This is a genomic window from Streptomyces smaragdinus (assembly GCF_009604385.1).
Lineage (GTDB): Bacteria > Actinomycetota > Actinomycetes > Streptomycetales > Streptomycetaceae > Streptomyces > Streptomyces smaragdinus.
In genome coordinates this window covers 247331-259999 of record NZ_WEGJ01000002.1, presented here as the reverse complement: position 1 = coordinate 259999, position 12669 = coordinate 247331, and the positions used below count along the sequence as shown (strand labels likewise).

14 protein-coding genes and 3 pseudogenes are annotated in these 12669 nt (G+C 71.3%); 7 read left to right on the top strand and 10 right to left on the bottom strand.

The window, feature by feature from the left end; translation table 11 throughout:
- Window positions 1-76: 76 nt before the first annotated feature.
- Both SRB5_RS04695 and SRB5_RS04690 read left to right on the top strand, forming a co-directional pair.
- Window positions 77-739 (top strand): response regulator transcription factor, encoded by a 663-nt coding sequence (locus SRB5_RS04695; protein ID WP_323377046.1) that lies wholly within the window; start codon window positions 77-79, stop codon window positions 737-739.
- On the top strand, window positions 736-1821 hold the full coding sequence (locus SRB5_RS04690) for a sensor histidine kinase (protein ID WP_153450140.1): 1086 nt from the start codon (window positions 736-738) through the stop codon (window positions 1819-1821). Before SRB5_RS04695 ends, SRB5_RS04690 begins: the two co-directional genes overlap by 4 nt.
- Here SRB5_RS04690 and SRB5_RS04685 read toward each other — a convergent pair.
- Window positions 1799-2518 carry an HAD family hydrolase gene (locus SRB5_RS04685; protein WP_153450139.1) on the bottom strand — a complete coding sequence of 240 codons (720 nt, stop codon included), beginning with the start codon at window positions 2516-2518 and terminating at the stop codon, window positions 1799-1801. The two genes, SRB5_RS04690 and SRB5_RS04685, sit on opposite strands and share 23 nt — an antisense overlap.
- A 10-nt stretch (window positions 2519-2528) precedes the next feature.
- A complete protein-coding gene (locus tag SRB5_RS04680; RefSeq protein WP_153450138.1) occupies window positions 2529-3419 on the bottom strand; it encodes a GNAT family N-acetyltransferase in 891 nt (296 codons plus the stop codon).
- 147 nt (window positions 3420-3566) lie between these two features.
- Here SRB5_RS04680 and SRB5_RS04675 point away from each other — a divergent pair.
- A pseudogene (locus SRB5_RS04675) lies at window positions 3567-3653 on the top strand (VOC family protein); the annotation flags it as partial.
- Window positions 3654-3696: 43 nt separating this feature from the next.
- Here the strand turns inward: SRB5_RS04675 and SRB5_RS04670 are convergent.
- The 4 genes and pseudogenes from SRB5_RS04670 to SRB5_RS04655 all read right to left on the bottom strand — a co-directional run bounded on the left by SRB5_RS04670 (window position 3697) and on the right by SRB5_RS04655 (window position 6599).
- Window positions 3697-4335 (bottom strand): DUF305 domain-containing protein, encoded by a 639-nt coding sequence (locus tag SRB5_RS04670; RefSeq protein ID WP_153450137.1) that lies wholly within the window; start codon window positions 4333-4335, stop codon window positions 3697-3699.
- A 46-nt stretch (window positions 4336-4381) separates the two neighbouring features.
- Entirely contained in the window at window positions 4382-5215 is an 834-nt protein-coding gene (locus SRB5_RS04665) for a DUF1996 domain-containing protein (RefSeq protein WP_407703876.1), read from the bottom strand.
- A 353-nt stretch (window positions 5216-5568) separates the two neighbouring features.
- A pseudogene (locus SRB5_RS04660) lies at window positions 5569-5883 on the bottom strand (DUF6891 domain-containing protein); the annotation flags it as partial.
- A gap of 110 nt (window positions 5884-5993) precedes the next feature.
- Window positions 5994-6599: a lytic polysaccharide monooxygenase auxiliary activity family 9 protein gene (locus SRB5_RS04655; protein ID WP_153450395.1), complete on the bottom strand. Its 606-nt coding sequence runs from the start codon at window positions 6597-6599 to the stop codon at window positions 5994-5996.
- A 247-nt stretch (window positions 6600-6846) separates the two neighbouring features.
- Between SRB5_RS04655 and SRB5_RS36240 the strand changes: the two genes are divergently transcribed.
- Window positions 6847-7068: a hypothetical protein gene (locus tag SRB5_RS36240; RefSeq protein WP_228389779.1), complete on the top strand. Its 222-nt coding sequence runs from the start codon at window positions 6847-6849 to the stop codon at window positions 7066-7068.
- Between the two features lie 393 nt (window positions 7069-7461).
- On the opposite strand, the gene SRB5_RS04640 is transcribed toward SRB5_RS36240, so the two are convergent.
- Window positions 7462-8223, bottom strand: a complete 762-nt coding sequence (locus SRB5_RS04640; protein ID WP_153450136.1) for an SDR family oxidoreductase — start codon at window positions 8221-8223, stop codon at window positions 7462-7464.
- Window positions 8224-8581: 358 nt separating this feature from the next.
- Between SRB5_RS04640 and SRB5_RS04635 the strand changes: the two genes are divergently transcribed.
- Complete coding sequence (locus SRB5_RS04635) at window positions 8582-8992, top strand: RidA family protein (RefSeq protein ID WP_323377044.1); 411 nt, start codon at window positions 8582-8584, stop codon at window positions 8990-8992.
- A 36-nt stretch (window positions 8993-9028) separates the two neighbouring features.
- Here the strand turns inward: SRB5_RS04635 and SRB5_RS04630 are convergent, their stop codons facing one another.
- A complete protein-coding gene (locus tag SRB5_RS04630) occupies window positions 9029-9715 on the bottom strand; it encodes an FAD-dependent oxidoreductase (RefSeq protein ID WP_153450134.1) in 687 nt (228 codons plus the stop codon).
- Window positions 9716-9789: 74 nt separating this feature from the next.
- On the opposite strand from SRB5_RS04630, the pseudogene SRB5_RS04625 reads away from it, so the two are divergent.
- Window positions 9790-10041 (top strand): annotated as a pseudogene (locus SRB5_RS04625) (mycothiol transferase); the annotation flags it as partial.
- 60 nt (window positions 10042-10101) lie between these two features.
- Here SRB5_RS04625 and SRB5_RS04620 read toward each other — a convergent pair.
- Entirely contained in the window at window positions 10102-10977 is an 876-nt protein-coding gene (locus SRB5_RS04620; RefSeq protein ID WP_153450133.1) for a DUF1963 domain-containing protein, read from the bottom strand.
- Window positions 10978-11065: 88 nt separating this feature from the next.
- Window positions 11066-11437, bottom strand: a complete 372-nt coding sequence (locus SRB5_RS04615; RefSeq protein ID WP_153450132.1) for a MerR family transcriptional regulator — start codon at window positions 11435-11437, stop codon at window positions 11066-11068.
- Window positions 11438-11547: 110 nt separating this feature from the next.
- On the opposite strand from SRB5_RS04615, the gene SRB5_RS04610 reads away from it, so the two are divergent.
- Window positions 11548-12642, top strand: coding sequence for an alkene reductase (locus tag SRB5_RS04610; protein ID WP_323377042.1), 1095 nt, complete (start codon window positions 11548-11550; stop codon window positions 12640-12642).
- Window positions 12643-12669: the final 27 nt, after the last annotated feature.

Here is a 12669-nt window from a genome sequence, read left to right as displayed (position 1 = left end):
ATCTTGGGCGCATGCCACCTCGACCCGCGGACCGGTCCGGCCGCCCCTCCCCCACGACGACCGGCGGTGGGGGGCGGTGAGGGTCCTCGTCGTCGAGGACTTCGAGGTCCTCGCCCGCTCCATCGGCAACGGCCTGCGCCACGAGGGCATGGCCGTCGACGTCGTGCTGGACGGGACCGCCGCCCTGGACCGGCTGGCCGTCACCCGCTACGACGTGGTGATCCTCGACCGCGACCTGCCCGGCGTCCACGGGGACGACATCTGCCGGCGGCTCGCCCACGGCCGCTGCGCGACCCGCGTCCTGATGCTCACGGCCTCCGCCGCCGTCGAGGACCGCGTCACCGGGCTCGGCCTCGGCGCCGACGACTACCTCCCCAAACCGTTCGCCTTCGCCGAACTCGTCGCCCGTGTCCGCGCCCTGGCCCGCCGCGCCACCCCGCCGCTGCCGCCCACCCTGGCGTACGGGGACATCGCCCTCGACCCGGCCCGCCGCACCGCGTCGCGGGCCGGACGGCGCCTCGAGCTGAGCCCCAAGGAGTTCGCCCTCCTGGAATGCCTGCTCGCCGCACCCGGCCTGGTCATCTCCGCCGAGGAACTCCTCGAACGCGTCTGGGACGAGGCCGCCGACCCCTTCAGCAGCGCCGTCAAGCACACCATGCACCGGCTGCGGGCCAAACTCGGCGACCCGCGCGTGATCGAGACCGTCCGCGAGGGCGGCTACCGGATCGGACCGTCATGACCTCCCGGCAGCCCCTGCGTACCCGGCTCGCACTCGCCTACGCGGCGGGCGTCTACGCCGCCGGGGTCTTCGTACTCCTCCTGGTGATCGTCCCGCTCGTCAGCCTCGACGCGGGCACGCCCAAGGGCCACCCCTCACCGGGTGTGACCACCGGAACCGGACGCGGGCTCAGCCTGACGCAGGTCGTCACCGGATCCGCCGTCGCCCTGGTCGTCCTGATTCCCGTCGCCCTGGCCCTCGGCCGGTACGTCGCCGACCGGTTCCTGCGCCCACTGCGCGCCATCACCGCCACCGCCCGGAGCATCTCCGCGGGCGACCTCCACCGGCGCCTCGACCTCGGCGAACCCACGGACGAGCTGACCGAACTCGGCCACACTCTCGACGACCTGTTCGCCCGCCTCCAAGCCTCCTTCGACGCCCAACGCCACTTCGTCGCCAACGCCTCCCACGAACTGCGCACCCCCCTCGCCGGCCTGCGCACCCTCCTCGAGGTCACCCTCGCTGACCCCGACACCGACGCCGGCACCCTGCGCTCGGTCTGCCGCGAGGCACTCGCCCTCGGCGAACACCAGGAGCGGCTCGTCCGGGCGCTGCTCGCCCTGGCCACCAGCGAGCGCGGCGTGACCCGCCGGGACACCGTGGACCTCACCCAGGTCGTCGAGGGAGTGCTCGCCTCCCGCCGCGACCAGGCCGCGGCCAGGGACATCGACCTCGTCACGCACCTGATGCCTGCCGTGACGGCCGGGGATCCGGGACTGATCGAAAGCCTGGTCACCAACCTCATGGACAACGCGCTGCGCCACAACCATCCGAACGGCCGCATGGAACTCACCACCGGCGCTTCCGGCACCGAGGCAACCCTGACCGTCACCAACAGCGGTCCCGTCGTCCACGCCGAGCAGATCCCGCGCCTGTTCCACCCCTTCCAGAAACTGGCACCCGCCCGCCACGAGGGCTACGGCCTCGGCCTGGCCATCGTCGACGCCGTCACCCGGGCCCACGGCGCCACCCTCACCGCCGACGCGCCCTCCGAGGGGGGCCTGTCGGTCACCGTACGGTTCAGGCGGACGGCTGACCGGTGACCGTCGGCGACGGCTCCACGAGGGCTGGAACGTCGGTCAGCGTGGAGACGTACGGGCCGGGCCAGTCGTCCTCGCGGGCGTGGGCGTCGTTGTCGGCCCAGTCCGTGGCCCGGAGCATGAACGCCCGCATGCCGCAGTCGGTGGCGCCGGTGAGTTCGTGCCCTCCGCCGTCGCCGATGTAGAGGCAGTCCCGGGTGGCGGCACCGAGGTGACGTGCGATCAGGTGGAAGAGTTCCGGGTCGGGCTTGCGCCGGCCCTCTTCGCAGGAGAGCACCCGTGCGTCGACCAGCTCGGCGACCGGCAGCTGTGACCAGGTCCGGGCCAGCTCCGTGGTGCAGTCGCTCAGCACACCCACGCGCAGCCCCCGGGCGCGCAGCGCGGTCAGTGTGGGGACCGCGTCGTCGCGCAGTACATACAGCTCGCGTTGCGCGGCCAGCCGTGCGGTGCAGGCGGCTTCGAGGGCTTCGTCGTCCGGCTCGGCTCCGCTGCGGAGCGCGAGCGTGCGAAAGGTCTCCGTCAGATCGCCCAGGCTCCCGGTCGCCCGCTCGGGGAACGAAGCGTCCAGAGCCGTACGCCAGGTACGGGCCGGGATGCCGAGAGGGGCAGCGCTCCGCGCGGCGTTCTCGTCCCAGACGTGCGCCGGTGTGCTGGGGGTGAGGGTCCCGAAGAAGTCGAAGATGACCGCTGTGATGGGCATGACCAGGACCCTAGCGCCCTGGTACTGGCCCGCGGATACCGGAGCGGCGCAGATCCCGGACCTCCGGCAGCCGCCGCAGCCCCGCCGACCGGTACGTGGCGACGGCGGCGGTGTTGGAGCTCGGCGTATCCACGACGACGCCGGACGAACCCAGCGCCCGGAGTGCGCGCGCCGCGGCGAGGGTGATCGCCCGGCCGTAGCCGTGACCGCGGTGGTCCGCGTGCACGCCCATCGGTTCGATCATCCCCGGCCGGCCTGCGCCCGCCGACCACACCGTCACGGCGGCCACCGGGTCGCCCCGGTCGTCGCGGGCGAGCAGGCAGCGCGCGGCGGCGTACGGAGGGGCTGCGGCCATCGTGTGCCAGCGGTCGACGGTGAACGTGGAGGCGGCGAACGCCGACCGCTGGACCGCGGTCCGCTCGGCCGCCTGCTCCGGCCCGACCACCTCGATGTGCACGCCGGGATCCGGTACGGGCTCGCCGAGGTCACGGCGCAGCGGTGTCCAGGCCGCGTCGTCCTCCCAGCCGCCCCGCACCAGGGCCTGCCGGACGAGCGCGCCCGGCGGGGCGGCCACATACGCCTCGCCCTCCGGCAGCACACCGCGCCGCGGCGCCGAAGCGTCCTCGGCCACCCGCCGCGCCAGCTCCTCGTCGTGCATCGCGTCCGGCACGAACTCCAGCCGCAGCACGTCCGGTCCGTCCAGCAGCCCGACCGCCAGCACCTGCCCGCCCCGGCTCCACAGCCGGATGGCGTCCGCCGTCCGCTCCGCGCCGAAGCGCCGGAACCAGCCGATGTCCCCCGGGTGCAGCTCCGCGCGCCGATCGTCGCTCTGCCATGCGCTCAACACCCGTACCACTGCGTCGAGTTCCTCGACCGACGGTGTGCTGGTCGTGATCGCCATCCCCCGATTGCACACCAGCCGCCGTCACCTTGCACCCGGATTTCCGCGAAGCCGGTACGGGGCAGGTCGCGGTCCCGGGGCTGCCGCCGTTTCACCCGCGCCTATCGTCGATGCTCGCAACCGACACCGGCAAAAAAGAGGACCTTGATGTCCGAGCAGACCAACGCCGCACCGCCGGGCTACACCACCGTTGCGCCCTGGGTCGTCACCGACGACACGGGGGCCTTCCTCGACGCCGATCCCGGCGGCCGGCGGCACGGACGCAGCAGCGCGCCCGTCAGGACGACCTGACGCGTTCGTCCGGAGGTGACCCGCGTCGCGCGGACGGCATGTGCCGTCGGGCGGTGGCCGAGGTCTGCTCCACCGTACGGGCGATCCGCTTCACCCCGGGGTCGGCGTCCGCTTCCCGTACCGACGCGGCCAGCTTCCCCGACTGGCTGAGGTGTTCCTCGAGCGCTTCCCGTAGCAGCTGGTCGAAGCGGCTGCCGTGGGCCGTGGTCAGCGCCCGCAGCTCCTGGGCGTTCACCATGCCGGGCATGTCGTGGCCCTCGTGGGGGTTGTCGCCGTGAACTCCGGCGTCGGCCAGCAGGCGCCGGAGGGTGGAGAGCTGGGAACTCCGGCTGTCCGCCAGCTCGGCGGCCCAGTTCCTGAGCTCGGGGTTCCCGGACCGGGAGGGGGCCAGCCGCAGGATGCCGACGGCCTGGGAGTCCAGGGCGATCATCAGCTGCGTCCAGCCGATGTCGGTCGCGTTGAGCCGCCCGTCCGGCCGGGCCGCCGGTGTACGGGAGTACGGGGCGGGCTTCGTACCGGACGCCGGATCCGGCCGGCCGGAGGTGCACGCGGAGCCCAGCACGACGAGCGCGCACAGCCAGACCGTGGCGAAGAGAGATCTCGCGCGGTTGGTGGAGTACGTCATGTTCCTCTGCCCTCCGTCGGGCTGCTCGTCGCGCCGGGCCGGCGGGTCAGGACGGGTTGCCGTTCGCCCCGCACTTGACGATCGCGTTGATGCAGTTGGTGACCCGGCGGGCCAGTTCGTTCTCCGGCCAGGCGTTGAAGAAGTCACCGTGCATCGTGTAGCCGGGTCCGGACGCCAGGCGCAGACCCTGCGCGCTGCCCGAGACCGGGTAGCGCAGCACCTGACGGAGTTTGGGCACCGGGACCGGGTGGCTCGCCGGGCACGCGCCGTTGACCGGGTAGGACATGTGGCTCTTGTGGTCGGCGGAGTCCAGGTCGGTGCCGTTCCAGCACTGCGGGAAGTCGAGGTACGACTCGAGCATGGAGCCGTCCGGGCAGGTCACGAAGTCCTTGGAGGGATTGACCTCACCGTGGTGGAGGCACGACCACCGGGCGATGGAGGTGGGGTCGTTGACGCCCGTCGCCCTGGCGTTGCCCGCCACGATCCGCAGGCCCTGGGGGAAGGGGCGGATGCGCTGGGTGATGTCCTCGCGTACGCCTTCGCCCAGGTAGTAGAAGGTGGTGCCGGTGGGTTCGACGGCCTGGTCGTTGCGGTACATCGTCGGGACCCAGTAGGAGGAGGTGTCGATGGACGGGTTGCAGGTGGACGTCGAGCCGAGCAGGTTGTTCAGATTGGTGTAGGCGTTGGTCACCCGGCTGCCGAAGAAGCTGTGCATGTGGGAGGCGCCGGGCAGGCCGGGAAAGACGATCGGGTCGTCCGGGAGCCGGTGGCTGTACGGGCACTCGGCGAGGAACTCGGCGACCTTGACCACCTCGGCGCCCTGCGGGACGGCGTCGAAGCTGTCGGTCCGTGCGCCGGTGCCGTACAGGCCGCCGAGCAATAAGCCCAGCGTCGCCAGGGCGATCCACCAGGGGCGTCGCCTTCGGGTCCGGGAGTGGGGAGGGTGGGGGGTTGGGATGAGCACAGCGCTCCTCCAGGGGGAGGTTTGGGTAGTGGGGCTGCGGTTCACGGGACCAGCGTGTGACGGTCCGTCACTTCGTAGTAAAGGATGTGTCATGCATACGTCAATATCTCGACAGTGATTGGCTCAGGCCAAGAGCGGATCCCGGTAACTGGCACCCTGCCCGCCTCGTCAGCCCCGGGAGCCGCGGCCCCTCGGGGGGAGCGATGTCAGCGGAGCCGTCGGAGCCGCTGCACCAGAGCGCGAACCCGGGACCCGCCGCGGCGTCCGTACAGCGGCGACCACTCCGGGCCGGCGTCCCAGCCGGGCGTCCGGCGGGCCCAGCCCTCCAGCACGGCGATCACGGTGTCCGCGTCGTCCACGGTCGCCGCGAAGTGACGGTCGGCGGCGCCGGCGCGGTGCTCCAGGGTGTAGCCGCCGGGATCGCTCAGGACCTGAGCGAAGACGTCGGGCAGGTCCGGAATCCGCTCGAGCACCAGGAACGCGTCGCCCGGCCCGCCGATCCGCCGGACCAGCCCGGCCAGTTCCTCGGCGGACACCCGGACATGCCGCTCGCCGTTCTCCGTCGTCACCGTGATCTCAAGCATGCGCCGACTCTCGCACGCGGCAGCGACATCGTCATCCGGGTGCCGAGGTCGGGCCGGTCGGCATCACCGGGCGGGCGGCCGGAAAGCCGCCCGCCCGGGTCGGTCTCAGGTCAGCCGAAGTTCACGTCGCTGCACATCAGGTAGGCCTGGTCGAGATGGGAGGCCTGCCAGATGGTGAAGACGATGTGGTGTCCGGAGTAGCCGGAGGTCGAGACCGGGAACGTGATGTCGTTCGCCGGGGCGTAGCGGCCGGTCTGCGTGATGAAGTCGAGATCGCCCCAGCCGAGCGCCTGGGTCTTGGGGTTGAAGCCCTGCTTGCTCACGTACACCCGGAAGAAGTCCGCCCCGTGGGACGCCTGGTCGTACAGGTGGATCGAGAAGTTGTTGCCGACCGTGGTCATCCTCCACGCGCCGGGCCGGTTGAGGCTCTCGAAGTTCGGGTGGTTGTTGCTGCAGAGCTTGCCGTTGGGGATCCGCTGCTCGAACTGGCCGCCGAGGCCGTCCTGGAGCATGCTCATCCAGTTCCACATGGTGTTGGGGTTGGCCTGGAAGGCCTGCCAGCACATGGGGTCCTGGGTCTGCATGATCGGGTTCAGGTGGTCGTTGCCCCAGGTCTTCCAGCACTGGTACGCGCGGGTGGCGGGGCCGACGACGGTGCCGTGGGCCTGGGCGGTGCCGGTGGAGAAGAGCGCGCCGGTCACTACGGCGAGCAGCATGAGGATCACCTGGATCGGGCGGCGGAAAGCCGTCCGGGAGGTTCGTGTCTTGCGCATGTGGGGGGACTCCGTTCGTTGTGGAGATGACGATGGGAGCGCTCCCAGCGTTACCGTGACGCGGGTGAAATGGCAATGAAACATGTCGAGTCGGGGCCAGGAATCGACCCCGGGGTTCCGGGTGATCGGGAATGCGTATCCCGAGGTCGCGGAGCGATCACCTCCGGATCGGTGGCCCGCCAAAAATGGCGTGAACCTGACGACCTCCATCTCCCCCCTCCCTCCGGAAAGAGCCCCGGCTCGGTCCGCCGCGACCGGGCGGGAGGGGCGGGAACCGGGGCGGCGCTCAGCCTCTGTCCATCTCCTCCCACTGCTGTGCGCCGTCGGCGCCGCCGACGACCCCGGCAGCGCCGTGAGCGCCATCGACCGCATGGTGATGGGCAACTCGACCCGGTCGCTGCAGCTGACCTGAGCACCTCGACACCGACGTGCTCCATCCGTCCTCGTGGTGAACCATGTGCGCCACTCCCCGGAGGAGCTCGCGCTGCTGACCCGTTACGTCGCCGACGGCGGCGGCGCGATCCCCGGGGCCCCGCCCGCGGGGTACGCGGCGCGAACCTGTGGGTCCGCAGCGACGTGGCCCAGCTGACCGAGCTGGCCGCCAAGGTGGACTCCGGGAAGCTCCACGTCCACGTGGCCGAGCGCGTCCGGTGACCGAACTTGCCGCCACGCCGCCGACGGGCGTCTGCCCGGCAAGACGGTCGTGCTCGCCCCCTGATCGCACCCCACGACAGCCCGGCCCCCACCGGGTCGGACACCCGGGGGACTGCCCGTACGCAGGGCGGTCCCCCGGACCGCAGGCCCGTCAGCCCTGGCGTCCGGGAAGCATGGCCAGGGCCCGGGAGCGCTGGGCGACGAGGTCGTCGTACGTACCGTCGCGTTCGGCCCAGCGGTGCATGAGGACGCCCTTCACGAGGATCTCGTGCGGGGTGGGGTCCTGCGCGAGCAGCTGCGTGACCTCGGTGGCGAAGTCGTCGAGCGGCAGCGCGTGCGGGTTCACCTTCTCCTGCCCCGCCGTGGCGACGGCCGGGGGGACGAGTTCGACGACGTCGACACCGGTGCCGTCGAGCTGCGCGCGCAGTGCCTCGGAATAGGCGTGGACCGCGGCCTTCGAGGCGGCGTAGCTGGGCATGGGCGGGAAGGGCAGGAACGCGATGCCGGAGGTGACGGTGATGAAGGTGCCGGCGCCCCGCCCCACCAGATGCGGGGTGAAGGCGTCGATGACGCGGATGGTGCCGAGGAGGTTGGTGTCGATCGTCGCTGCCGCCGTGTCGAAGTGCGCGGGATCGCGCAGGTCCTCCAGGAGCATGACGCCCGACATCGTGACCACGGTGTCCAGCTCGGGGTAGCGGGCGAGCACGGCGTCACGGGCGGTGGCGACGGAGGCGCTGTCGGTGACGTCGACGCTGATCGTGCCGAAGCCTTCTGCGGCGAGCTCCGCGAGCGCCTGCGGGCTGCGGCCGCCGACGGCGACGGTGCTGCCCGCCGCGGCGAACCGCCGGGCCAGTTCCCGCCCGATACCCGAGGTTCCGCCGACGACGAGGACGGTGCGTCCGGAGAGATCCATGGGATCATCCCTTCGGTTCAGGGCGCCGCCGGGCGGCGCCGTCTCATACGAACACACTGCTCGGCGCCCGCCGGATGTGGCAGAGCCCCCGTCTTCCCAGGTCCTGCCAGGACCCCCTTCGGGACGGGCGCACCGCACGACGGTCGCCGCGAAGTACCGGTCGACGGCGCCGTCGCGGTGCTCCAGGGTGTCACCGCCGGGAACCGGTCAGGCTGTCGGTGCGGAGGGTGACGGCGCTGCCCTCGGCACAGCACGATCACCATTGCCGTGGGCTCCGGCGGAAAACGGAAGGCGGGCACCGGCGAGTCGTTGGCAGGATGTCCCGCGCCCGTACCCGATGGGAAGGACCCCGACGACCGTGGCTCGCGCCATCACCCTGATCCGCTCCGACTCCCTGTCCGACGTCGCCGAGTACGCCTACGCGGCCACGGCACCCGCCGACTCCCGCCTGATCTTCCTCGCCGGGGCGTGTCCGCTCAACGACGACGGCTCGACGGCGGCGATCGGGGACTACGCGGGCCAGGCCCGGAAAGCCGTCGAGAACATGCGGATCGCTCTCGCCGCCGCCGGCGCCTCGCTCCAGGACGTCATCAGTACGAGAGTGCTGGTCGCATCGACCCAGCAGGAGGATCTGGGCACGGCCTGGAAGGTGGTCCGGGACTCGTTCGCCGATCACGATGTCCCCAGCACCCTGATGGGCGTCACCGTGCTGGGCTACAAGGACCAGCTCGTCGAGATCGAGGCGGTGGCCGCCGTAGTCGACTCCTGAGACGCGTCGACCCGGCCGGAGGCGGCGTGACCGAAGCTACGGATTCTCGGTTGCCGCCGAAAGGTTGTGCCATGAGTGACTACCAGCACCCCTGCGGTACATCTCGCGTCGGCGGGTGCTCGAAGCCCTCCCCCCGAAACTGCGCCGGACCGTGGCGGCCTGCCTGGCCTGGCTCGCGTTCGGCAGCGCCCGTAAGGCCGCTTCGAGGGTTCGCAGCCATTGCCGTGCGTCCAGGAAGCGTTCCTGCGGCAGGAGGAGGGCTCGGAGCGCTCTGTCGTTGTCGAGAGGCCGGTACGAGGGGATGTCGGACGCGGTCGCCTCCTCGACGGGCAGCCCGTAACGGGATCCAGCCGCGCCGATGGCCTCGAGCGCTGCCTCGTCCGCCGGCCCGGACACCGCGTTGAGCAGGATGTACGTACCCGCCCCGAACCCGTCGTCAGGTGCCGCGGCACCGGCCGACTCCCGTACGGCCTCACGCCAGGACGGCCAGCGGGCCGCGGCCTCCACAGCCATGCCCAGGCGTAACTCGCCGTGCCGGGTCCCCGCACCGGCCGCCGTGACCTCGCCCAGCACCCCGAGCATCGCACCGGCCGCCTGCGAGGCACCCGGCCCGCGCCGCCCCGACAGCACGATCCGCAGCTCCGGCTCGGCACGGGCCAGCGCACAGGCGATCGAACTGCCCAGAACACCGGCTCCCACGATCATCACGTCGTCATCGGTCACGAAGTCACCCCCGCCGGAGGTTTCCCGGTCAGGACGTACCACCGGTCTTCGGGGAAGACAACGTCGACGGCTACGCGCTCCGACCGGACCGAGGACTCGACGAGGCGACGGCCGTCTGGCAGACCGAGATCGCCCGGGGTCGTGAGCTGATCGCCGACGCGTTGCTGGGCGATTCCGGCCGGCTGTCCGAGCAGGAGGCCGGGTTCGTCGGCGATCCGGAGGTCTCCCTCCGCTGGATCATGGTGCACATGATCGAGGAGTACGCACGTCACAACGGTCATGCTGATCTCATTCGCGAGCAGATCGACGGAGTCACCGGCGCATGAGACGTGCTCCTGAGGGGAGCATCTCGGGTGACGTCTCGTCAGCGGAGCCAGTCGCCCGGTCTACTCGGTGAACTCGGTCAGGGGAAGCGCCTTGTCCACCCGGGCGGCGGCCAGGTCGTCGCACCGGATCACGAAGCTCCCGTAGAAGACGTCACTGGCCGTGGGAAAACTGGCCAGTGTCGTCCACTCGGTCGCCAGCCAGTGCTTCTCCTTCTCCACGTGGGAGTACCACTTCCCGCTGGGTACGGCGATCTCGCCGGCCTTCTCGCGTCCCGCGAGGACCTGTTCCGCGATGTTCGTGATCACCTCGTCGTCGACGTGCCCGCCGATGTAGGCGCTGGCGAGCCGCCCGTCGCCCGACCAGAGGTCGTGGGCCAGAGCGCGGAGTTCGTCCAGGTGCGGTATGTCCTGCTTCAGGCCGAGGGCCAACTCCTGCTGGAACGGCGACAGGTCGTCCCAGTCCTCTTCCTCGTCGTCTTCGTCGGTCCCGAACCAGGAGGGCAGACGGGCAACGAGTCCGGCACCGACGTCGTACCGCTCTTCGACGAACTCGGGGCCGGAGGATTCCGCGACCGCGGTCTCGGTGCCGTCCGGTACGTACACGACTCGCGCGTACCTCCCGGTATCGTCCTCGTAGTCCTCCTCGTGATCGAGGAAGAAGAGCAGCGTCCCGTCCGCCGGAAGGTCGAAGCCGTCGGGTCTCGGCAGCACCGCGCAGTCGACGGAGAAGACGAACGGCAACGGCATGCCCTCGGCGGAGGGCCAGTCCATGCCCACCGGCAGCCGGGGCAGCCCGCCGACCTGCCCGACCGGCGAACCTCCGGCAGCCCCGTACAGGCCGATCGACAAACGGAGATGCTCGCTGAACCTGCTGATCTCGTCGTCCGGTACGCCCAGCTCAAGCGCCGCGCGGCGGAACCGCCCCTGATGATCCATGCCCGGCATGATGCCCCCTCCCCCGCTCGGCCACGACGCCGGGGGCAGTGAGCGAACGAGTGTGGATCACGCTCCGGCGGAGCCGGGCTCAGGAAACCAGTGCCTGCGCCTCGCGGTGGCGGCGGTTGGCCGCGATGAGCCCGTCGAGCGCGTCGCGGGTGGCGAGGAGATCCTTGATATGGGTGTTGAGCCGCTCGCGCTCGCTGATCATCCGGTCGAACGCGCCGTCCGCGGTGCTGGTGCTCGGGGACTCGACGCACGGCAGCATCTCGATGATCGTCCGGCTGGAAAGGCCCGCGGCGTAGCAGCGCTGGAGGAAGATCACCCGCTCGACGGCGTCGTCGGGGTAGTGGCGCTGCCCGGAGGGGCTGCGCTCGGCGGACAGCAGCCCCTGCTCCTCGTAGTAGCGCAGCGATCGCGTGCTCACGCCCGCTCGCTTCGCGAGTTCCCCGATGCGCATCCGGCCCTCCGCAGTGATCCCCGGCACACAGACTTGCCTCTGACGTCAATGTCAGGTTTTAGCGTACGTGGTGAACCGCCCGTACCGGAAACCACCCGAGGAGAACCACCGTGACCAGCCTCTTCGACCGCCACCAGCTCGGCGCGCTCGCCCTCCCCAACCGGATCGTGATGGCCCCCATGACCCGAGCCCGCGGCACCGCCGACGGCCTGGCGACACCGTCGATGGCGACGTACTTCGCCCAGCGCGCCACCGCCGGCCTGCTGATCTCCGACGGCATCGCCCCGAACCGCGTCGGCACCTCCAATCCCAACACGGCCGGCCTGCGCACCGATGCGGAGGCCGCCTCCTGGCGCCAGGTGACCGACGCCGTCCACATCAACGGCGGCCGGATCATCGCCCAGCTCATGCACGGCGGCCGGGTCGGACACGAGTCGACCACCGGCCTGCGGCCCGTCGCCCCCTCCGCCGTCGCCGTCCCCGCCGGCGTCTTCACCCCGGCCGGCCCGCGGCCCGCGCCGGTTCCGCGCGCGCTCGAGACGGGGGAGGTCGCCGGGCAGGCTCGCTCGTACGCGGAGGCGGCCGTCCGCGCCCTCGACGCCGGCTTCGACGGGGTCGAGCTGCACGGCGCCAACGGCTATCTGATCAGCCAGTTCCTGTCGACCAACGCCAATCTGCGCGAGGACCGCTACGGCGGCACGGTCGCCAACCGGATCCGCTTCGCCGTCGAGGCGGTCGAGGCGACCGCCGACGCCGTGGGCGCGGACCGTGTCGGCATCCGCCTCTCCCCCGGCGCGGGCCTGTGGGACGTCGCCGAGCCCGATCATCCGGAGCTGTACGCCGCGTTGCTCACCGAGCTCGACCGTCTCGGCATGGCGTACATCCACCTCGAGGCGACGACCGACGAGGCCGTCATGCTGGACCTGCGCAAGCGCTGGGACGGCACCGTGATCGTCAACCCGAGCTCCTGGCTCGCCCGGGGCGACGCCGCCTTCGGCCCGCGGCCGACCGACCGTGAGTCCGCCGACCGCTGGCTCGCCCTGGGCGCCGATCTGGTGAGCTTCGGCCGGGCTTTTCTGGCCAACCCCGATCTCGTCGAGAGGCTCCGTCTGGGGGTTCCGCTGGCGGAGGCGGATTCGGACACGTACTACGCCGGGGGCGATGCGGGGTTCATCGATTACCCGTCCTACCGGCACGCCGCGTGAACCATGGCGGCGATGCTGAGGTGGTGA